The following is a 19,730-nucleotide window of genomic DNA, read 5'->3' on the forward strand; positions in this document are numbered from 1 at the left end:
CGCTTCGTCCTGGTTAGAGTGGTCTGACGAGGATGATCACAGTGAGGGAGGGCGGATCGATGGATGACGTTGTGCTGGTGATCAATTCCGGGGGGCGTCGCGATGCCGAGTGGCTGGACGAGGTGACCGGCGAGCTACAGGCCGACCTGTCCGAGATCGGTGGACTCCACGTCAGCCGGGTGACGACAGCCGCGGCGGACGGTCAGAAATCCGGCGCGGTCGAGCAGATCGGTCAGCTGCTGGTGTCCAGCGGGGCGATCGGTGCCGTGGTGTGGTCGATCCGGGATGTCAGCCTCAAGTTCCTGGAGCGAACCAAGGCGGATTCGATCACGATCAAGAAGGGTGATCGGGAGGTGACCATTGTCCGGCCGGGCCTGGCCCAGGTAGACAATGCCATCGAGAAGTTCGGCGCACTGCTGGCTGATGAGTAGTCCGACCGGACGGCGCATCGCGCTCTTCGTCGCGAACGACACCTACCACTTCGACGGCTTGTCCCGGCTCTACGCGCCGATCTCGGACGCGGAGCAACTCCGGGAACTGTTGCGCGACCCCGAGATCGGCGGCTTCCGCCCGACCGAGTTGCTGATCAACGAGTCCAAGGCCGAGATCGAGCGCAGCATCGAGCGGGTCTTCCGCGGCGCAGAACCAGACGACGTCATCCTGTTCTATTTCTCCGGCCACGGACTGCGCACCCGCCAGAATCTGTACCTGGCTGTCGGAAATACCGACCCGCAGCTGCTGAGCAGCACGGCGGTGTCCTCGACGTTCATCCGCGAGCTGATCCGGGAGTCCGCGGCCGCGGCGAAGATCATCGTGCTCGACTGCTGCTACAGCGGCGCGTTTCTCGGCTCCGAGGTGATGAAGTCCGCACCGACCATCGACGATGTCGCCCAGCAACTCGCGGCGGGCGACGGCATCTGCGTGCTGACCGCGACGAGCGCGGTGGAGACCGCGGCCGAGGGGCGCGCCGACGGCGACTCGGCACCCCTTTCGGTGTTCACCTCGGCGCTGGTGAAGGGAATCGGCACCGGTCAGGCCGACAACGGCAGCGGCCTGATCGGCACTCACGATCTGTGGACGTTCGTGCACGCCGATGTCCGCAGCCGGACAACCAGGCAGACGCCGAACCACTACGGCGTATTCAAGGACGAGGTCTATGTAGCCCGGGTTCGGCGGCGGCAATCGACCCTCATCGAGGTGGGCGATCGAGTGCAGCTCGGGTCGCTCGTCGGGCGGCTCGAACAGACGCCCGACAGTGGACTGCGGGCGGCGAACTGGTGGGGGACCGGCCGCTTGAAGGTTCCCATCGGGCAGGAGCGGCGCACCGACGGTGTGCCGGGCGAAACCGTGTGGCTGGATCTGGCCGGCGCGGATCGCAACCTCTTCATCGTCGGCCGCGCCGGCTCGGGCAAGAGCACGCTGCTGCGGACGCTCACCGGATCATTGGCGCTGACCCATTCACCCGATGAGGTGAAACTGTATGTGCTCGAATCCAGCAACCGCCTCGGTTCGATGAGCGCGTTGCCCCATATCGCGAGCGCGGTGGGCGACGACGAGCTGGACAAGGTGGGCGCGGTTCTCGACCGGGTAGCCGCCGAGATCCGGAGCCGCAAAAGACTGTATCGGGAATCCGGTATCGATTCCCCGGCCAGTCTGCGCGCCGCCCGGCCGTCGCTGGCCGGGCCGGTGCCCGATGTCTTCCTGCTCATCGACCGGCTCGGCGATTTCCGCGAGCAGATCCCCGGGTTCGACGGCCGCATCAAACAGATCGCGAGCGCGGGCCCGGAGTACGGCGTCCACCTGGTGGTGACCGCGCGCGACTGGAACGAGGCGCCCGGCGAGCTGGTCGACTTGCTGTCGGCGCATATCGAATTGCGATTGCACCGCCCCGCCGATTCGCGTCTGCACCCGGAGCGCGCCGCCCGCCTTCCCGACGGACCGGGGTGGGCGCTGTTCGGGGAGCGGCCGTTTCGCATCGCCATGCCGGATCTGCGCGAGTTGCAGCCGGAGTTGCTGAGCGCGGCGGAAATCTCCGACGGCGCCGCCGAATTGGTCGATCTGGTGCGGGGATACCAGCAGGAGCTCGTTCTCGACGGCCTCGGCCGGTCTCCGCTGGACGGCGAGGTGGACTTCACCGATCTGCTCGGCATCGGTTCCGGTCAGGACTTCGACATCGATGAGATGTGGCGGCCGAGACACGGCCGCGACCGGCTGCGGGTGCCGATCGGGGTCACCGCCACCGGCGACGTCGTCGAATTGGATCTCAAGGAGGCGGGCCAGTACGGCATGGGCCCGCACGGGCTGTGTATCGGCGCTACCGGTTCCGGGAAATCGGAGTTCTTGCGCACCCTGATCCTCGCCTTGGTCACCACCCATTCCCCGGATGCGCTGAATCTGGTTCTGGTCGACTTCAAAGGTGGCGCGGCCTTTTCCGGCCTGGAATCGCTGCCGCACGTGTCCACCGTCATCGCCAACGTGGAACAAGATCTGTCCCTGGTCGACCGGTTGCAGGACGCACTGGCCGGCGAGCTGAAACGCAGGCAGGAGATACTCAGGGCGACAGGTAAATTCGCCGACGTCGCCGATTACGAGAGCGCCCGTGCGGCGGGTATGCAGGTGAGCCCGCTGCCAGCGCTGTTGATCGTGGTCGACGAGTACTCGGAGCTGCTCGCCCAGAAACCGGACTTCATCGAGCTGTTCGTGATGATCGGCAGGCTCGGACGTTCGCTGCACGTGCACCTGCTGCTCGCCTCGCACCGATTCGAGGAGGACAAGGTGCGCGGACTGGAAAGGCATCTGTCCTACCGGATCGTGCTGCGCACGTTCTCCGCCGCCGAGTCGAGAGCCGTCATCGGCACCGCCGACGCCTACCATCTGGCCAGCGATCCCGGCTCCGGCTATCTGAAGGTCGAAGCTTCCGATCCGCTGCGGTTCAAGTCGGCCTATGTGAGCCGGTCGGAACGGGTCGGCCCCGGCGCGAGCACGGGCAGTGTCGAGCAGCGCACGTTGCTGGAAGCGGTGGTGTCGCGGATCCACGGGCACGGCAAGGCGGCGTATCCGCTGTGGGCGCCTCCGCTGGACGCCTCTCCGACGCTGGATCAGCTGTTGCCCGACCGGGATTGGCGTTCGTCCGTGAATCGGGCGGGCCGGTTGCGGATGCCCATCGGGGTGATCGACAAGCCGTCCGAGCACCGTCGCGAAGTGCTGACGATCAATCTCTCCAGTGCCAAGGGGCATGTCGCCGTGGTCGGCGGTCCGCGCGCGGGCAAGTCGACGACCTTGGAGACGATCGTGCTGGCCGCGGCGGTGACACACACTCCGGAGCAGATGCAGTTCTACTGCCTGGATTTCGGCGGCGGCGGTCTCATGAGGTTGGCCAGGGTGCCGCATGTTGGTTCGGTGGCCGGCCGTGTGGACGGTGATCGGGTACGTCGCACGATCGCCGAGCTGACGACGTTGCTGCGCAGGCGCGAACAGCGATTCGCCGAACTGGGCATCGAGTCGATCGTGGAGTATCGGCGACGGAATTTCGCCGCCTCCGAGGATTCCGCGACTTCGTCACCGCCGGACAGGTTCGGTGACGTGGTCCTGGTCATCGACGGCTGGCGGGTGGTCGGTGAAGAGTTCGAAGTGCTCGAGCCGCAGATCAATGCCATTGCCACCCAGGGGCTGTCCTACGGTATCCACCTGATGATCAGCGCGTCGCGATGGCCGGAGATCCGGCCGATGATCCGGGATCAGATCGGTACCCGGATCGAATTGCGGCTGGGCGATCCGTCCGACTCGGAAATCAATCGTCGTGTCGCGCAGCAGGTCCCGGACGAACGGCCGGGCCGCGGGATCACCGCCGATCACCTGCACATGCTGATCGCGTTGCCCCGCTTGGATTCCGACTCCGATCCGGCGTCGCTCAGCGAGGGACTCGGCGAGGCCGCGGCCGAACTCAGCGCGCTCTACGGGCGGCGCCGTGCTCCCGAGGTGCGGACGCTGCCGCTGGAATTCAGCCGGGAAGCGTTGCCCGCGCTCGCGGCGGAGCACGGTATCTCGATGGGCCCGACGAAGGTGGTCGTCGGCCTGTGCGAATCCGAGTTGCAGCCGCTGGTACTCGATTTCGTGGCCGAGCCGCACTTCATGGTCTTCGCGGACGTAGCGCACGGCAAGACAACGCTCTTGCGCAATATCATCACCGGCATCATCGAGAACGCGAGTCCGGCGGCGGCACAGGTAGTGCTGATCGACTACCGGCGCAGCATGCTCGGCGAGTTCGGGACTGCTCTGGCGGGGTATTCCACCTCATCGCAGACGACGGCGCCGATGATCGCGGAGGTGGTGAACACCTTGGCGGCGCGTATCCCCGGCCCCGGCATCACCGCGCAGCAGTTACGGGAGCGCGCCTGGTGGTCGGGGCCGGAAATCTACCTGGTGGTCGACGACTACGATCTGGTCGCCCCCAGTGTGGCGAATCCGTTCCTGCCGCTGGTGGAGTATTTTCCGCAGGCCCGCGATGTCGGACTGCATTTCATCGTCGCCCGCCGCACGAGTGGTGTCTCGCGGGCACTGTATGACCCCGTCCTCGGCGCGTTGCGGAACCTGTCCGTCGAAACGCTGGTGATGAGTGGCCCCCGCGACGAAGGAAGAATCATCGGCGACGTCCGTCCGATGAAGCTCCCCCCTGGCCGCGGCATCCTGGCCTCGCGCACCCGGGAGCAGGAAATGGTTCAGATAGCCAATTTTCCCGCACCGCAGTGACTTTCAGGCTCCCTCGGCCATGATGTTGGCCGGGGGCGTGCCCGCGGCGACGAGCTTGTCCACCGTGGTGCCGACCATCGCCGGGGAACCACAGACCAGCACCTGATGCTGGTCGAACGGGCCGTGGGCGGCGGCGACGTCGGCGAGGGTGCCGTGCAGCATCTCCGTCGGGGCGAAGCCGATGTCGACGCGGGAGTGCTCGTGCCATTCGTCGCGGATGGCCGGGTCGTCGGGGCTCTCGACCACCGGAATCACTGTCAGCCATGGCAATTCGCCTGCCAGCAGGAACAGCATGTCCGAGGCGTAGAGGTCGCGGGGGGAACGGCCGCCGTAGAACAGGTAGGTGCGCGGCGGGGTCTCGCGCCGGGCCAGGTCGAGGATCTGTGCGCGCAGCGGCGCCAGACCGGTGCCGCCCGCGATCATCACGACCTCGGCGGCCTCGGGATCGATGTGGAAAACGCTGTGCGGCGCGTTGATTCGCCACTGATCGCCGGGCTGGGTGTCGGCCACGATCGAACTCGAGCACCAGCCACCGGGCACGATGCGCACGTGGAACTCCAGCTTGCCGTCGAGCGAGGGCGGCAGCGCGGGGGAGAGCCTGCGCCGCACGCCGGGATGCTGCGGCACCTCCACCTCGACCGACCCGCCCGCCGCGAACGGCACGAAATCACCGATCAGCCGGATCACGGCGAGGTCGTTGCGCAGGCGGTGATGACCGACAACGGTCGCCGTCCAGCCGGTCTCGGGAAACTCGCTGCTGCTCATCGGTCTCTTTCACGAAGGGCGGGAAGGGTTCTCAGCCGACCGGGTCGGCGGCGATGATCTCGGGCGGGGTGCCCGCCCTGATCAGGGCGCGGCGGGTGTCGGCGATCATCCGGGGCGAACCCGCGATCTGGATCTGGCGGTCGGACCACGCGCCGAAACTGGTTACCACCGCACCCAGATTACCGACGAGACGGCGGTACATACCCGTCGACGGGGAAGGCGGCGCCTGCGGATACCACCACGGATCGTCGCGTTCCTCGCACACCGGCACCACGGTCAGCCACGGGTTGGACTGCGAGAGCTGCCACATGTTGTCCACGTCGTAGAGGTCGCCGGGGAAGCGGCCGCCGGTGAAGAAGTGCACCCGCGGGTTGATGCCGCGCTGACTCATCTCGATCAGCTGCGCGCGCAGCGGCGCGATCCCGGTGCCGGAGCCGATGAGCAGCACATCGCGCCCCGACTCCCGGTCGATGTGCAGGCCGCCGAGCGGACCGGCGATCTTCCACCGGTCACCGACCTTGGTGTCGTTGACGATGGCCGGGCTCACCCAGCCACCGCTGATCCGGCGCACATGGAACTCGATCTCACCATAGGGATTGGCGGGGATCGCGGGGGAGAGATAACGCCACATATTCGGCCGCTGCGGCACCTGTACCGGCACGTACTGGCCCGCCTTGAACGGGATCGGCCCGTCGGCCTGCAACCGCACGATCGCCAGGTCGTCGAGCACCCGACGGTGCCCGACCACCGTCGCGCCCCAGAACGGCTGCGACTTGTCCTCGTTGGCGCCGATCGCCATCGACGCGGAGACGAGGATGGTGATGTCGCTCCAGCCCTCGTGCAGTTCCCTGGTCCAGCGGTTGCCGTGGAAGGTGCGCAGCGCCGAGAGCAGCGCCCGGCCCGCCATGTCGTAGTGGTCGGCCTCGACCCCGTATTTTCGGTGGTCGCGGGCCAGTTGCTCGAGGAACTTCTGCGCGCGCTCGAAGTCCTCCAGATTGTCCAGGACATACTGCAGCGCCGTCACGAGACGCTTGGGCATCATGTCCATGGCGGGTGGGAAGAGCTCCCGTAACGCCGGGTTCTGCGCGAACAGGTGACCGTAGAAAGCGCTGATCAGCCGCTCAGGACCACCGGGTGTCTCCGACACCCCGCGGAAATCGGCGCGGACCAGCGCAAGCGAACGCGCATCCACGTCGTCAAGCTCCCTTTCCCTGGAATTGCTGCAATGTGGCCCCGCCTCGGAGCGGGTGCCGTGTCAAGTATCCCCCGAAACCTGCCGCTGGGTGCAGGGATGCTCGTCACGGTCCCATTCGCCGGACGGATCGTAAGCCCTCGACCGCCCCTTGGCGAGGGGTCGCCGGCATCGATATGCGTCGGTGACCTTCCATGGAAGACTTTGATACTTGGAAATCTTGCAGACTTAAAGCGTTGGAGTTAGTATGGTGTGTGGAGGCAAGCATGGAACATGAGATCCGCGTAGACGATGACGTGTATCGGGCACTCGTGCGAAATCGTCAAGGATTCGAGCAGCCCAACGACGTCCTGCGGCGCCTCTTGCTCGGTGGGGAATCCCCGAGGGGGGCGGTGGATGATCGGGCTGAAAGGGGCCCCCGTATCGGGCGGCTGTCGGCACTCGTCGATGCGGGTTTGATTGATATCGGAGACCAGTTGCGCCACGAGCGTGTGCGGAAGGGGCAAGTGCTCGTCGGCGAGGTGGTCGAAGGTGGTTCGATCCGCACAGTGAACGGTGTATACAGTGCGCCATCGCCCGCGCTCAAGAGCTTGGTTGGAACCGATATTGATGGTTGGCACAACTGGGTTCATGTCCGGTCCGGCAAGAGCCTCAGGGAACTACGAGCCAGCCTCTAGCGCGACGGTTGTGTGACCTACGAGAGAACCGACCGCCCCTCCCTGGTGCGGGAGTGGACGATCGGCCATGTAGTTAGATACTAGCAGGGGGTTGGGGAAATCAGCGCACAACCGCTCGTGACCAGCTACAACAAACCGTTCAAGACATTGCCGGAGCAGGTTGCACTGCTTCGTGACCGAGGGCTGACGGTCGGCGATGAAACCGCTGCGACAGCTCAGCTGCTGGCGATCGGCTACTACCGGCTGAGTGGTTACTGGTACATCTTTCGCGAGCACGCCGTGACGTGTGCGGCCGCCTGCGATTGCTCCCAGCGTACCGACGCATTTGTCAGTGGCACCACGTTCGACCAGGTCATCGACCTGTATGAGTTCGATCGCAAGCTGCGGCTGCTCGTCCTGGACGGGATCGAACGCGTCGAGGTGGCATTGCGTATGCGGTTGGGGTACATCCTTGGTGAGGGCGGTGCATTCGCCCATCTCGACCCGGCGTCGCTCGAACCCGCGTTCACCCGTTTCGACGAGCGTAGGCCGCTCGCCAGTAGATCGCATTGGCTCGGAAGCGAGCATGCTAAGTGGCTCTCGAAGGTGAAGAACGAAGAGGACAGGTCCAAAGAAGACTTCGTCACGCACTTCAAAGTCAAATATGGTATGCCGCTGCCCGTTTGGGTGGTTACCGAGCTTCTGACCTTCGGCAGTCTGGTAGTGCTGATCGGAGGGCTGAAGTCACGTCAGAAGAGCCTGATCGCTGAGATGTTCGGCGTCTTCGATGCGGACTGTGACGGCGATGGGGCTGCGCTCGGCAGCTGGATCTCGAACCTGGCCTACATACGGAACGTCTGTGCTCATCATGGTCGGCTGTGGAACAGGAACATTATCGATCAGCTCGGCCGGCTGGAAGGTACTCCTGAGCTCGTCCATGCGTCCGACCCCCGACCCAAATCCCGGATCTACTCTTCCTTGGCGGTCCTCGCCTTCCTTACCGCGCAACTTGACCCTGCTTCGACGTGGCGGCGTCGGGTGGTCGATTTGGTGGCCAGAGATTTCGGTGGCCTCGGATTGTCGGACGATCACCTGGGTTGCCCGAAGGGGTGGACGAGCGAGCCCATCTGGTGCTCCAGCTACACTCCCCGCGCTGATCCTGTCGCTGCTGAGCATCGGGAAATCCTGCGGCACTTCGAATGTATGGGTACAGCCGAAGCCGGCCTGAACATCGACGTCAGCACGGTGCCGAAACGCAGGGCGAGTGCAGTGCGCTACTTGCGGTCGCGGAACCAACTACTGGCGCTACCGATCGGCAAGTCGTTCCGATTCCCAAGCTTTCAGTTCGATACAAACGGTGGTGGCATTCATCCCGAGGTTCGGCGGATCAATTCGGCGCTGAAGGCAGGTCAGCGACCGTGGGATGCCGCCGACTGGTGGATCACGGCGAACCCGGGCATCGAGGGGACGGCGCCGATGACGCTGTTGAAGTCGCCTGAGGACCGGGCCCGCCTGCTTGTTGCAGTCATTGGCGTGAGTGAAGAATCCGAGGTCATGTCGGTAAGGGTCCGTGATCTCCCCGAGTAGTCAAAGCTGGTAGGTGTAGGTGATGGCACGTAAGGACGGTGAACGGTCGTTCGATGTCGCGTGGCCGCTGGCCGACGCCAAAGCCAGGTTCTCGGAATTGATCGACACGGTGGAAAGGGAGGGTCCGCAGGTGATCAGCAAGCATGGACGTGAGGTCGCTGTTGTCGTTCCTGTCGAACAGTGGCGCCGCGCAACCGCGCGCACCGGCACTTTGGCCAAGTTCTTCTCCACATCCCTGCTGGCCGGATTGAGTGACGATGAGCTGCGACTCTTCGATCGCGAGCGCAGCGACCCGGCGCACCGGGCCGTCGAGCTGTGAACTACCTGCTCGACACCAACGCCATATCGGAGCTGGTGAAGCCCCGTCCCGACCGTGGATTACTGAGCTGGCTGGCCGAGAACGACGAAACCGAACACGCCTGAGTGTGGTGACAATGGGCGAACTACGCAGGGGCATAGACCATTTGCCCGACGGGAAACGTCGTGCTCGACTCGAACGCTGGCTCGCCGAGGAACTCCCGGCGCGATTCGAGCGCAGACTGCTGCCTGCGGATGTGAACGTGGTGCTAGATTGGGGCGCCTGCCGGGTGAGCGCGGACCGCGCAGGCCGTCCGATCGACCCTGTCGACGCACTCATCGCGGCGACAGCGATCACCCACCGCCTGACGGTGGCCACCCGCAACGTCCGGCTTTTCCAGGCCGTCGACGTTCCGGTCATCTGTCCATGGGAAGGCTGCTAGAACGAGCAAATTCCGAGACCATCCCGGGTGCAGCCTTCCCTCGTAGGGCAAGATACCGGCGGTAGGCAGGTGCGGTCTGGGAGGTGTCGTGGGTTCGGTTCACGAGGTGATCGAGGCGTTGCGGCAGGAGCCGTCCAACTCTGAACGCGGAACGAAGTTCGAGCAGTTGATGGTGCGTTTCCTCGAACTCGACCCCACCCAGAATCAGCAGTATGACAAGGTCTGGCGCTGGATCGACTGGCCAGGTCGTGACGGTAAGCCCGACACCGGCATCGATCTTGTGGCCCGCGCCCGCGACACAGGCGAGTTGACCGCGATCCAATGCAAGTTCTACGAGCCAACGCACACCTTGTCCAAGAAGGACATCGATTCCTTCTTCACCGCGTCCGGCAAGAAGGAATTCGCCGACCGCATCATCATCTCCACCACCGATCGGTGGAGCCAGCATGCCGAAGACGCCCTCGACGGCCAGTCGCTGCAGGTTCGGCGCATCGGGATGGCCGAGATCGCCGATTCGCCGATCAACTGGGATGTGGCCTGGCCCGCGGGCGAACTGCGGGTCACACTGAGTCCGGCGAAAAAGCATGGCCCGCGTGAACACCAGCGCGAAGCGATCGACGCGGTGTTCGCCGGCTTCGAGACGGGCGTCGACCGCGGTAAATTGGTGATGGCCTGCGGTACCGGCAAAACCTTCACCGCGCTCAAGATCGCCGAACGCACCGCGACCGAGAACGGGGGCGGCGCCCGGATCCTGTTCGCTGTGCCGTCGATCTCCCTGCTGTCGCAGACGCTGCGCGAATGGACCGCCCAGGCGGAACTGCCGCTGCGTGCTTTCGCCGTCTGCTCCGACAGCAAGGTTTCGCGCGCCGCCGAGGACATCGCCGTGCACGATGTCGCGATCCCGGTGACCACGACCCCGCAGACGCTGGCCACGGCCATGAGCCACGGCAAGCGAGCCAAGGGCTTGACCGTCGTCTTCACCACCTACCAGTCACTGCCGGTGGTCGCCCAGGCGCAGGACCTCGGCATCGACACGTTCGACCTGGTGATCTGCGACGAAGCGCACCGCACCACCGGCGTCACCCTCGATGGCGCCGACGAGTCCCATTTCGTCCGCGTGCACGATGCCGACTACGTGCGCGCACGCCGCCGCCTCTATATGACCGCGACGCCGCGGCTGTTCGCCCAGGCCGCCAAGGACCAGGCCGAGGAACATTCGGCCGTGCTCGTCTCGATGGACAACGAGTCGCTGTATGGCCCGGAGTTCCATCGACTCTCCTTCGGCAAGGCGGTCGCGGCCGGCCTGCTCACCGACTACAAGGTGATCGTGCTGACCGTCGACGAACAACTGGTCGCCTCCCCGCTGCAGCAACAGCTGGCCGGGCAGTTCGCCGAGCTGCGTCTCGACGACGCCTCCAAGATCGTCGGCTGCTGGAACGCCCTGGCCAAGCGCGCGGGCAGCAGCCCCGACGGCGCGGGCTTCGGTGCCAACGAGGCGCCGATGCGCCGCGCGGTGGTCTTCGCCAAAGACATCGCGGCGTCCCAGCAGGTGGCCGAGGTGTTCCCGAACGTCGTCGACGCCTACCGGGAACTGCTGGCCGACAGCGAGGCCGATGGCCACGCCGTCAACACGACCAACCTCGACTTGCACTGCGAGGTCCACCATGTCGACGGCACCTTCAACGCGCTGCGTCGCAATGCCGAACTGCAATGGCTCAAAGCCCCCTTCCCCGAAGGGGAATGCCGCATCCTGTCGAATGCGCGCTGTCTGTCCGAGGGCGTAGATGTGCCGGACCTGGACGCGGTGATGTTCCTCAACCCCCGCAATTCCCAGGTCGATGTGGTGCAGTCGGTGGGCCGGGTGATGCGCCGCGCCGAGGGCAAGAACTACGGCTACATCATCTTGCCGGTCGCGGTGCCGTCCGGGGTTTCCCCGGCCAAGGCACTGTCGGACAATCGCCGTTTCCGCGTCGTCTGGGATGTGCTCAACGCCTTGCGTTCCCATGACGAACGGTTCAACGCCGAAATCAACTCGATCGGACTTAACAGCGGCGCCGACACGGCCACCGGTATCGGTACCGACCACTTGCTCGGCGGCCATATCGGCCCGACCAGCGACGATCTGCCCGCCGACGACCAGCCCGCCGACACCGATCCGGCGGCGAGTGGTGCTGATTCCGATTCCGCGCTGGTCACCCAGATGGCCCTGTTCTCCCTGTCGGAATGGCAGGAAGCGATCGTGGCCAAGGTCGTCGACAAGGTCGGTACCCGCACCTATTGGGAATCGTGGGCCAACGATGTCGCCGATATCGCGACCACGCTGGTAACCCGGATCCGGGTCCTGCTCGACGGCACCGACGACGCCACCGTTACCGAATCCTTCGACCAGTTCCTGGCCGGCCTGCGCGACAATCTCAACGACTCCATCACCGCCGCCGACGCGATCAGCATGCTGGCCCAGCACCTGATCACCAAACCGGTCTTCGACGCCCTGTTCACCGACCACGATTTCGCCGCGCACAACCCGGTCTCCAAGGTCATGCAGGGCATGGTCGACACCCTCGGTGGCGCCGGCCTCGGCGCGGAAACCCAGAAGCTGCAACCGTTCTACGATTCGGTGCGGGTACGCGCGGGGGATGTGCAGACCGCCGAGGGCAAACAGAAGGTAATCGCCGAACTCTACGAGAAGTTCTTCCGTATCGGTTTCACCAAGCAGGCCGAGGCGCTCGGCATCGTCTACACGCCGACCGAGGTGGTCGATTTCATCCTGCGCGCCGCCGACGCGGCCCTGCGCGACACCTTCGGCCGCGGCCTCACCGACACCAATGTCCATGTGCTCGACCCGTTCACCGGCACCGGCACCTTCCTGGCTCGCCTGTTGCAATCTGGCCTGATCCACCGCGACGACCTGGTCCGCAAATACACCAGCGAACTGCACGCCAATGAGATCATGCTGCTGGCCTACTACATCGCTGCGGTGAATATCGAGGCGACCTATCACGCCCTACTCGACCCGGCGCAGTCCACCGGCTACGAGCCGTTCCCCGGCATCGTCCTGGCCGACACCTTCCAGATCAGCGAAGCCGGCGACAGCATGGACGCGCTGATGTTCCCGCAGAACAACGACCGCATCGTTGCCCAGCTCGACACGAAAATCAATGTGGTGGTGGGTAATCCGCCGTATTCGGTGGGCCAGACCAGTGCCAACGATTTCAACGCCAACCGCCCGTATCCGAACCTGGACACCCGCATCGCGCAAACCTATGCGGCCCGGTCCACCGCGACGAACAAGAACAGCCTCTACGACTCCTACCTGCGCGCCTTCCGCTGGGCGACCGATCGGATCGGCGACGCGGGCATTGTCGCGTTCGTCTCCAACGGCGGCTGGATCGACGGCAACACCGCCGACGGCATCCGCCTGTCGCTGGCCCAGGACTATTCCCGGATCTACGTCTACAACCTGCGCGGCAATCAGCGCACCGCGGGGGAGCAGTCCCGGCGCGAGGGAGGCAAGATCTTCGGCTCCGGTAGCCGCAACACCGTCGCCGTCTTCCTCGGCATCAAGGACCCGGACCATGTCGGCCCGTGCGAGATCCGCTACCGCGATATCGGCGACTATCTGTCCCGTGAGGAGAAACTGAGCATCGTCGCCGACGGTTCGCTCGACACCGTCGACTGGCAAGCCATCGCCCCCAACACCCACGGCGACTGGATCAACCAGCGCAGCGACGACTTCCAGAACTGGCCGGTACTGGGCGACAAGAAGCCCACTCCTGGATCGGTTCAGGTCTTCCGGGCCTACTCCTCGGGACTGAAAACCGAACGCGACAGCTGGTGCTACAACTCCTCGGTCCGTGAGCTGACCGCGAACGTGCGCGCGATGATCGACACCTACGAGGCGATCCGCCCGATCTTCCAGCAGTTCCTGGCCGACAACGACATTCGCAAACCCACCGACAAGACCGTCGACACATTCCTCGCCGCCAACCCCGACTTAACCCGGCCCGACCGCATCAGCTGGAACAGCAACGCCAAGAAGGACCTCGCCGCGAACCGCCCCTACCGTTTCCATCCCGACCGGGTGCTGACCGGGCAGTACCGGCCGTTCTATCGGCAGGCGGTCTATTTCCACCGCGATATGAACGCGAGGCTCTACCAGCTGCCGACGATGTTCCCGACGAAGGATCATTCCAACTTTGGCTTCTATCAGGTGGGAACGGGCTCCGCGGTTCCCTTCTCAGTCATCGCTTTCGAGTCGCTCCCTGACCTCCATGTAACCGGAGCAGGCAGTGGCGGCCAGTATTTCCCCCGCTGGACCTACACCAAACCCGAACCCCCCGAGGGTGAACTCGATTTCGGCGCCATCACCTCCGACGACCTCGACGAACACGGCTACCAGCGCGTCGACAACATCACCGACGCCATCCTGGCCACCTACCGCGCGGAGATCGGCGACCAGCTCACCAAGGACGACATCTTCTACTACGTCTACGGCATCCTGCACGACCCCGCCTACCGCACCACCTACGCCGCCGACCTGAAGAAGATGCTCCCGCACATCCCCACACCCACCACCCACGCCCGCTTCACCCAGCTCGCCACCGCGGGCCGCGCCCTGGCCGCCCTGCACATCGACTACGAGTCGGTGACCCCCTACCCGCTGACCGTCACCGTGCGCCCCGGCGCCGACCCGGCCGACCCCGACACCTGGCGTGTGCAGAAGATGAAGTGGGCCAAGCGAAAAGACCCGATATCGGGCAAGAACATCGACGACCGCACCACTTTGATCTACAACACCCACGTCACCATCTCCAGCATCCCTGAAGCCGCCGAGACCTATCTCCTCGGCGCCCGCTCGGCCCTGGCCTGGCTCCTCGACCGCTACCAGCTCAAAACCGACAAGGACTCCACCATCACCAACGACCCCGGCAACTGGCAGGCGAACACGCCCAAGTACCTGGTCGACCTCATCGCGAAGGTCACCACGGTCAGTGTGGAAACCATGCGGATCGTGGACGGCCTGGCGGAATAGGACGCCTGCGGCGCGGCCACGACCCTATCGAGCACCCAGGGGTGCCGGTGTCGTCTCCCCACTGCCCCGGACTCCCGATCACCGTGCCCCGATAGACCCTCTCGGCCAACACTTCTGGCCCCGCGTCGAATCGACGCGCGGCTGGTTGGACCATGTCGAAGGTGTGCACGCCCGGCCGACACGGTGCGTACGTGCGAGGCGTACGACAGTGGTACTCGCAGACGGCTGGTGTGACGGGGTTGGCGCTCCCCTGGTCGGGCTCGTCGGTGACGACCAGGAACGGCTCGCGGGCCCGAGAACGAAACGAGACAGCTCACACCCGGACGCGGGAGCCATCGGCTCCTGGCATCAGACGGGCGGCCCCGGCCTTTGAGCACGCCGAGGTGTTGGCGGTAGGGTTCCCCCTACGGTGCGAACAGTTGCAGTCTGTTTCGTACCCAGGCTCTCGGTAGCGTTGGTAGCGCTGCCGGGAGCCGTTCTTCGTTCGCGACGGTACACCCCAAACCCGTTGGCGAGCAACAATGTCCACACGGCATAACCCCAGGCCGCCGCTCGTCGCCAGCACATAGCTGGCGCGGCCACGTTGCTTTCCGAGCACTGACAAGCCCGATCGCCAGGACAGGTTCTAGATCCAATTCGGTTGTGGTGCTTCACGCCTTGGTTGGCATCGCTCCCAACTGGTCAGCCGACAACCAACCGCACCGCCGCCTGCCTCGCGTCCTCGGCGACCTCCCCGATCTCGAAGTTCTTGCCGACGATGTGCTGGACCAGCGCCGGTTCCGGTGGCAGGCCGTACTTGCGCAGGTAATGCGGGACTGCGCCGGGCCACACGAACACCCCGTCGGTGTGGAAGTTCATCGGCACATCCCGAACTTGCGCGTCGAAGTCGTCGGTGTCGTAGCTGCGTGCGCTCAAAACCACCGGCGCGTGGGCGAGGTAAGACAGGACTCGATCGCGGATCTGTGGGTCGACGGCAGGTCGATTCACCACCGGTTTGCCCTCGGGATCGCGCCCGTCGAACGGGGTGGAAAGTCGAAGTTCGCTCATGGTTGACCAACCTACGCGGCCGGGGCCGACCGACGTTTACCATGCTAATGTCCCTGGTCAGAGCGGCGGATGGCTGGAAGGGGCGGGATGAAACGCGCAGGTACAGCAGTGGTGGTGGCCGGCTTGGCAGTGATCGGGCTGGTCGGGTGCGACTCGGGGGAGACGTCGTCGAAGGGGACGACCACTACGGCGAAGCCGGTGCTGTGGAATCCGTGTACGGAGATCTCGGATGATGCGTTGCGGGCCGCGGGGGTGGATCCGGCGACCGAGGAGAAGGGGGTAGCCGGGATTCCGCAGTCGGGGTGGGAGATCTGTGGATGGCGCGGGTCCGAATACTCCCTCACCGTCTACACAACTGCCAAAACGGTGGCGTATTTCGAGCAGAGGCCCGGAAACATCAACTTCACGGACGTCACGATCGCGGGCAGGCCCGGTCGCCAGTTCAAGGTACAAGGCGATTCGCGCAACCTGATCTGCGATGTGGTCTTCCCCACCGATCGAGGTGTGGTGCAGTTGGAGGTCGGCAACTCGGCGATCGCCGACGGGCCGTTGGACGACCCCTGCGAGAACCTTCAGCGTGCTGGTGCTGTGCTGGTTCCGACCTTCCCAAAGTAGGCGTTGACCATGGCGGAAACGACTCTTTACAGCCAGTTGGCCGCGCAGGCTCGAGCTGGCGAGGTCTGCTTGAATGACGATGCAGCGGCCTACCACATGTACAAGGCATGTGATGTGCGGCTTTCCGATCTCCAGGGCTTGCTCGATGTCGCGAGAACCGTGCAGAACGTCACCGGTTTCGGTGATTTCGACATGGCGAGGATGCTCGAGGCGAAGTTCCGCGCCCAAGCACTCGGAGAGCCGAACTCGATCTACGAGGTCATCCTCAAAGACATCGAAGCGGTCAAGCAACTGCGCGAAGTCTTCTCCATCTCCTTCAAACGCTTAACCGGCCAGGACATCGAAACCGCCAACGCCCTCGACTACACCACCGAGCAGGTGCAGTAGATGCAACCCAACATCGCAGGACTCGACCTTTTCGGCGGCCTCCGCGACTTCGTCTTGTCCCCCTTCGCAGATGACGACGGCGAACTCGATGGCTCCGAGATCTCCGACATCCAGAATCGGTACAACGATCAGCGAGCGACGAACCGTCAGAACGCCGCCGACCTCGGCTTCGACGGGGAGTACCGCCCCAAAGTGGTGACGAAAACCGATGACTTCGAGGGATCCGTCGCCGAGCTGCGCGCCAAGGTCGACAAGATCGACCTCGACGCCGTCAACGACCTGATCAGCGCGTGGAACGAGATCTCGACCCGCAACAGCACCTCGCTCGACGAGTTCCGCAAGCAGATCACCCGCGGCATGGCCCCCGATGTGTGGTCCGGTGCCGCCGCGACCGCGGCAGCGGAAACCGTTGCGGCATACGACGCTACGGGCAAGAAGGTCACCACCGCCGCCGCGCTCACCAGAAGCAAGCTGGACGAACTGCGCACCGGCCTCGAACCGACGAAGCGGCTCGTCCCGTTCGAACCCGAGCATCGCAGCGGCCTGGACAACTTCGGCGGTCTCTTCACCGGCCGCGCATGGCGCAATGACAATGTCGCACAGGAGAATGCGCGAGTCGAGGCCGTGCGCGTCCTGAAGACCGTCTATGCCCCGGTGATTCACGAATCCGATACCAAGGTTCCGGTCATTCCCATCCCGAAGACCGTCGAGAACAACGGCGGCGATCCCGGTGTCAACGGTGGCCCGACGACACCCACCTCGAACAACCCGAATACGTCGACGCCGGTCACCGATCAACCAGCGACGAACCCCGCGGCCGCAACTCCCGAACCGACCACCCCGTCCGACGACGACACCATCGACGACACGACCGACGACACGTCGGCCGACGACGATTCGACGACCGACGACGACGCGACCACGCCTCAGTCGACTGATCCCGCTGCGACCACACCGACAGCGACGACCCCGAGTGCGGCAAATCCGGGTTCAGGGTCTCCATCCGGTTCACCCGGCGGCGGCGCGGGCGCTCCCGGATCCGGTTCTCCGAGCTCTCCCGCCCCCGGTAGCTCGGTCCCCGGCGCCGGCGCAGCCACGGGCACCACCGCCGCGGGCGGCCGAGCAGCGGGTGCGGGCAGCGGCGCAGCTGGCCGTGCCGGCATGCCGGGTATGGGCGCCCCCGGCGCGAGAGGCGGCGGCAAGGACGACGAATCCACCAAGGGCATCCCCGACTACCTGATCACACAGGAACACGGTGACGAACTCACCGGTCTGGACAACGTGCCCAAGATGGTGCCGCCCGTCATCGGCGCCGACTGAATCGTGAAACCCGATGGAACAGAGTAGATCTCCCGTGCGTACCTGGCATCTCACCGCTCTAGACTTCCGCACCCTGTGGGAGGCGGCAGGCCGCGATGTCCTCCCGTATCCCCTGCATCATCGCCACACCGACGTCGAATCCCAGGCAGAGATCCTCCGGCTCCGCAGCAAAGCCGCCGAGAACATGATGGCCGAGTTCGACAGCGACCTCGACGCGGCCATGGCCGCCCTGCTGGCCCCGCACGCCCGAGTCGAGGTAGCAGGCGCCGCCGGTCGCACGAGAACGATCCGCGCGCACGGTGGTACCCGAGACACCTACGCCGCCTTGGCTATCCAGGCACCCGGCGACGAATCCGACCCGGGCGACGTCACCCTCCACCTGATGGCCCCCGACGCCCTGGCCGCGGCGGTCCTGTCGACCCTCCCCAAAGTCGGCCCCGGCAAGGGCCGCGAAATCAAAGTCACCGCAGCCGAACTCGCGGCCCCGCGCCCTCACGTCCGTGACCGCTGGAACCCCACCCCCCGAGAACAACTCGAAACCTTCCTCGCCAAACCCACCGACACCCTCACCCACATCGGCGTCTATGCCCACGGCAGCGTCGACAACCGCCACACCGAAGGCCGCGACGACTTCCAGCTCCACGACCTCACCAACGACGGCCGCTACGTCTTCTACGGCGAAACCACCTTCATCGCCAAACCCACCACCCCCACCCGCCTCCAGGCCACCCTCACCTCGATCCTCACCACCACCGCCACCAAAGCGCGCCAGGGCGCCTACCGCTCCCACTGACCGGATCCGCGGCCGCGATGATCCCGTCCTGGGAAGTCCAGAAACCTATGGCGCGTGGACCGATACCGGAGCCTGCCATCGCCGCCGCCGAACAAGTCCGGCCGTCAGGTGAGCCGGTACTCGCGGTCGCCGAAGTTTGCGACGATGTTCAGCTTGCCGCCCAACGCCCGCACATACGCGCGAAGCGTCGACAGCGTCACCCCATCGAGTTCACCTCGTTCCAAAGCGCTGACTCGGGGCTGGCTGACACCCATCGCGGCCGCCAGTTCGGTCTGGGAGCGGTCCTGGTCTGCCCGCACCTGAGCAAGGTGCCACGCACGCACGTGATCGTCTACGACCTGGCTCGCGCGGCTCAGATCATCGTCAGTCAGATCCAACTCGGTGAACAACTGCTCGACACCGTCGTATGACGGCCATTCCACATGGTCGGGCGAATCCGTCATCATGCCCTTCCTTCCTGCATCTGCTGTGCCGACAAATACTCGGCATAACGGGATTCCGCGAGCGGAATCGCCGATCGATACCATTCCTGCCACCTGCCGGACTTGTCGCCGCCGACCAACAGGACCATCTGTCGCTCGGGGTCGAAGACGAACAACACCCTGACTTCCGTGTTGCCGCTGCTCGGCGGTCGCAACTCCTTCAGGTTGTGCAACGCGCTGTGCCCAACACCGCGATCCACCAACGGCCTGCCCTCGTCGGGCCCTCGACCGGACAACACCTGCTGTAGTGCGGCGCCGATCAACGCGGCGGTCGCATGGTCAGTCTTGCGAACCTCATGCAACCACTCCCTCACTTCAGGATGTACGACAAGCCGCCAGCTCGACATACTGCGATTATAATGAAT

The 19,730-nt window shown here is 65.0% G+C and carries 16 protein-coding genes; 11 read left to right on the plus strand and 5 right to left on the minus strand.

The genetic code is table 11. The features are described from left to right. The first annotated feature begins 59 nt into the window (after positions 1-59). Together ACWF82_RS24225 and eccCb are read left to right on the plus strand one after the other, a co-directional pair. On the plus strand, positions 60-431 hold the full coding sequence (locus ACWF82_RS24225) for a hypothetical protein (protein ID WP_452504590.1): 372 nt from the start codon (positions 60-62) through the stop codon (positions 429-431). Further along, positions 424-4,749, plus strand: coding sequence for a type VII secretion protein EccCb (gene eccCb / locus ACWF82_RS24230; RefSeq protein WP_452504592.1), 4,326 nt, complete (start codon positions 424-426; stop codon positions 4,747-4,749). The genes ACWF82_RS24225 and eccCb overlap by 8 nt, the downstream gene beginning before the upstream one ends. 3 nt (positions 4,750-4,752) lie before the next feature. Here the strand turns inward: eccCb and ACWF82_RS24235 are convergent, their stop codons facing one another. Together ACWF82_RS24235 and ACWF82_RS24240 are read right to left on the minus strand one after the other, a co-directional pair. Further along, entirely contained in the window at positions 4,753-5,514 is a 762-nt protein-coding gene (locus ACWF82_RS24235) for an FAD-binding oxidoreductase (protein WP_452504594.1), read from the minus strand. Between the two features lie 31 nt (positions 5,515-5,545). Next, on the minus strand, positions 5,546-6,706 hold the full coding sequence (locus ACWF82_RS24240) for an FAD-binding oxidoreductase (RefSeq protein ID WP_452504596.1): 1,161 nt from the start codon (positions 6,704-6,706) through the stop codon (positions 5,546-5,548). A 266-nt stretch (positions 6,707-6,972) separates the two neighbouring features. Between ACWF82_RS24240 and ACWF82_RS24245 the strand changes: the two genes are divergently transcribed. The 5 genes from ACWF82_RS24245 to ACWF82_RS24265 all read left to right on the plus strand — a co-directional run bounded on the left by ACWF82_RS24245 (position 6,973) and on the right by ACWF82_RS24265 (position 14,721). Next, positions 6,973-7,383, plus strand: coding sequence for a restriction system modified-DNA reader domain-containing protein (locus tag ACWF82_RS24245; protein ID WP_452504598.1), 411 nt, complete (start codon positions 6,973-6,975; stop codon positions 7,381-7,383). Between the two features lie 117 nt (positions 7,384-7,500). Beyond that, positions 7,501-8,949, plus strand: a complete 1,449-nt coding sequence (locus tag ACWF82_RS24250; RefSeq protein ID WP_452504600.1) for an Abi family protein — start codon at positions 7,501-7,503, stop codon at positions 8,947-8,949. 22 nt (positions 8,950-8,971) lie between these two features. Beyond that, positions 8,972-9,268, plus strand: coding sequence for a type II toxin-antitoxin system Phd/YefM family antitoxin (locus tag ACWF82_RS24255; RefSeq protein WP_452504602.1), 297 nt, complete (start codon positions 8,972-8,974; stop codon positions 9,266-9,268). Between the two features lie 115 nt (positions 9,269-9,383). Next, complete coding sequence (locus ACWF82_RS24260) at positions 9,384-9,689, plus strand: PIN domain-containing protein (protein WP_452504604.1); 306 nt, start codon at positions 9,384-9,386, stop codon at positions 9,687-9,689. A gap of 88 nt (positions 9,690-9,777) precedes the next feature. Then, positions 9,778-14,721 carry a DEAD/DEAH box helicase gene (locus ACWF82_RS24265; protein WP_452504607.1) on the plus strand — a complete coding sequence of 1,648 codons (4,944 nt, stop codon included), beginning with the start codon at positions 9,778-9,780 and terminating at the stop codon, positions 14,719-14,721. A 681-nt stretch (positions 14,722-15,402) separates the two neighbouring features. Here the strand turns inward: ACWF82_RS24265 and ACWF82_RS24270 are convergent. Then, complete coding sequence (locus tag ACWF82_RS24270) at positions 15,403-15,768, minus strand: hypothetical protein (protein WP_452504609.1); 366 nt, start codon at positions 15,766-15,768, stop codon at positions 15,403-15,405. An 87-nt stretch (positions 15,769-15,855) separates the two neighbouring features. On the opposite strand from ACWF82_RS24270, the gene ACWF82_RS24275 reads away from it, so the two are divergent. Genes ACWF82_RS24275 through ACWF82_RS24290 form a run of 4 tightly spaced genes read left to right on the plus strand, consistent with a single transcriptional unit; the run spans position 15,856 to position 18,883 of the window. Further along, on the plus strand, positions 15,856-16,383 hold the full coding sequence (locus ACWF82_RS24275; protein ID WP_452504611.1) for a DUF3558 domain-containing protein: 528 nt from the start codon (positions 15,856-15,858) through the stop codon (positions 16,381-16,383). Between the two features lie 9 nt (positions 16,384-16,392). Beyond that, positions 16,393-16,770 (plus strand): hypothetical protein, encoded by a 378-nt coding sequence (locus tag ACWF82_RS24280; protein ID WP_452504613.1) that lies wholly within the window; start codon positions 16,393-16,395, stop codon positions 16,768-16,770. Further along, entirely contained in the window at positions 16,771-18,090 is a 1,320-nt protein-coding gene (locus ACWF82_RS24285; RefSeq protein WP_452504615.1) for a hypothetical protein, read from the plus strand. Between the two features lie 34 nt (positions 18,091-18,124). Then, positions 18,125-18,883, plus strand: coding sequence for an ESX secretion-associated protein EspG (locus ACWF82_RS24290; RefSeq protein ID WP_452504616.1), 759 nt, complete (start codon positions 18,125-18,127; stop codon positions 18,881-18,883). Between the two features lie 104 nt (positions 18,884-18,987). On the opposite strand, the gene ACWF82_RS24295 is transcribed toward ACWF82_RS24290, so the two are convergent. Both ACWF82_RS24295 and ACWF82_RS24300 read right to left on the minus strand, forming a co-directional pair. After that, positions 18,988-19,326 (minus strand): helix-turn-helix domain-containing protein, encoded by a 339-nt coding sequence (locus tag ACWF82_RS24295; protein WP_452504618.1) that lies wholly within the window; start codon positions 19,324-19,326, stop codon positions 18,988-18,990. Next, positions 19,326-19,712, minus strand: a complete 387-nt coding sequence (locus tag ACWF82_RS24300) for a type II toxin-antitoxin system RelE/ParE family toxin (protein ID WP_452504620.1) — start codon at positions 19,710-19,712, stop codon at positions 19,326-19,328. Before ACWF82_RS24300 ends, ACWF82_RS24295 begins: the two co-directional genes overlap by 1 nt. Positions 19,713-19,730: the final 18 nt, after the last annotated feature.

Source organism: Nocardia sp. NPDC055053, assembly GCF_053608285.1.

Bases quoted from the DNA above. Each gene is read 5' to 3' on its own strand.
- ACWF82_RS24225 (WP_452504590.1), top strand. From the start codon at position 60: ATGGATGACGTTGTGCTGGTGATCAATTCCGGGGGGCGTCGCGATGCC.
- eccCb (WP_452504592.1), top strand. From the start codon at position 424: ATGAGTAGTCCGACCGGACGGCGCATCGCGCTCTTCGTCGCGAACGAC.
- ACWF82_RS24235 (WP_452504594.1), bottom strand. From the start codon at position 5,514: ATGAGCAGCAGCGAGTTTCCCGAGACCGGCTGGACGGCGACCGTTGTC.
- ACWF82_RS24245 (WP_452504598.1), top strand. From the start codon at position 6,973: ATGGAACATGAGATCCGCGTAGACGATGACGTGTATCGGGCACTCGTG.
- ACWF82_RS24255 (WP_452504602.1), top strand. From the start codon at position 8,972: ATGGCACGTAAGGACGGTGAACGGTCGTTCGATGTCGCGTGGCCGCTG.
- ACWF82_RS24260 (WP_452504604.1), top strand. From the start codon at position 9,384: ATGGGCGAACTACGCAGGGGCATAGACCATTTGCCCGACGGGAAACGT.
- ACWF82_RS24270 (WP_452504609.1), bottom strand. From the start codon at position 15,768: ATGAGCGAACTTCGACTTTCCACCCCGTTCGACGGGCGCGATCCCGAG.
- ACWF82_RS24275 (WP_452504611.1), top strand. From the start codon at position 15,856: ATGAAACGCGCAGGTACAGCAGTGGTGGTGGCCGGCTTGGCAGTGATC.
- ACWF82_RS24280 (WP_452504613.1), top strand. From the start codon at position 16,393: ATGGCGGAAACGACTCTTTACAGCCAGTTGGCCGCGCAGGCTCGAGCT.
- ACWF82_RS24285 (WP_452504615.1), top strand. From the start codon at position 16,771: ATGCAACCCAACATCGCAGGACTCGACCTTTTCGGCGGCCTCCGCGAC.
- ACWF82_RS24295 (WP_452504618.1), bottom strand. From the start codon at position 19,326: ATGACGGATTCGCCCGACCATGTGGAATGGCCGTCATACGACGGTGTC.
- ACWF82_RS24300 (WP_452504620.1), bottom strand. From the start codon at position 19,712: ATGTCGAGCTGGCGGCTTGTCGTACATCCTGAAGTGAGGGAGTGGTTG.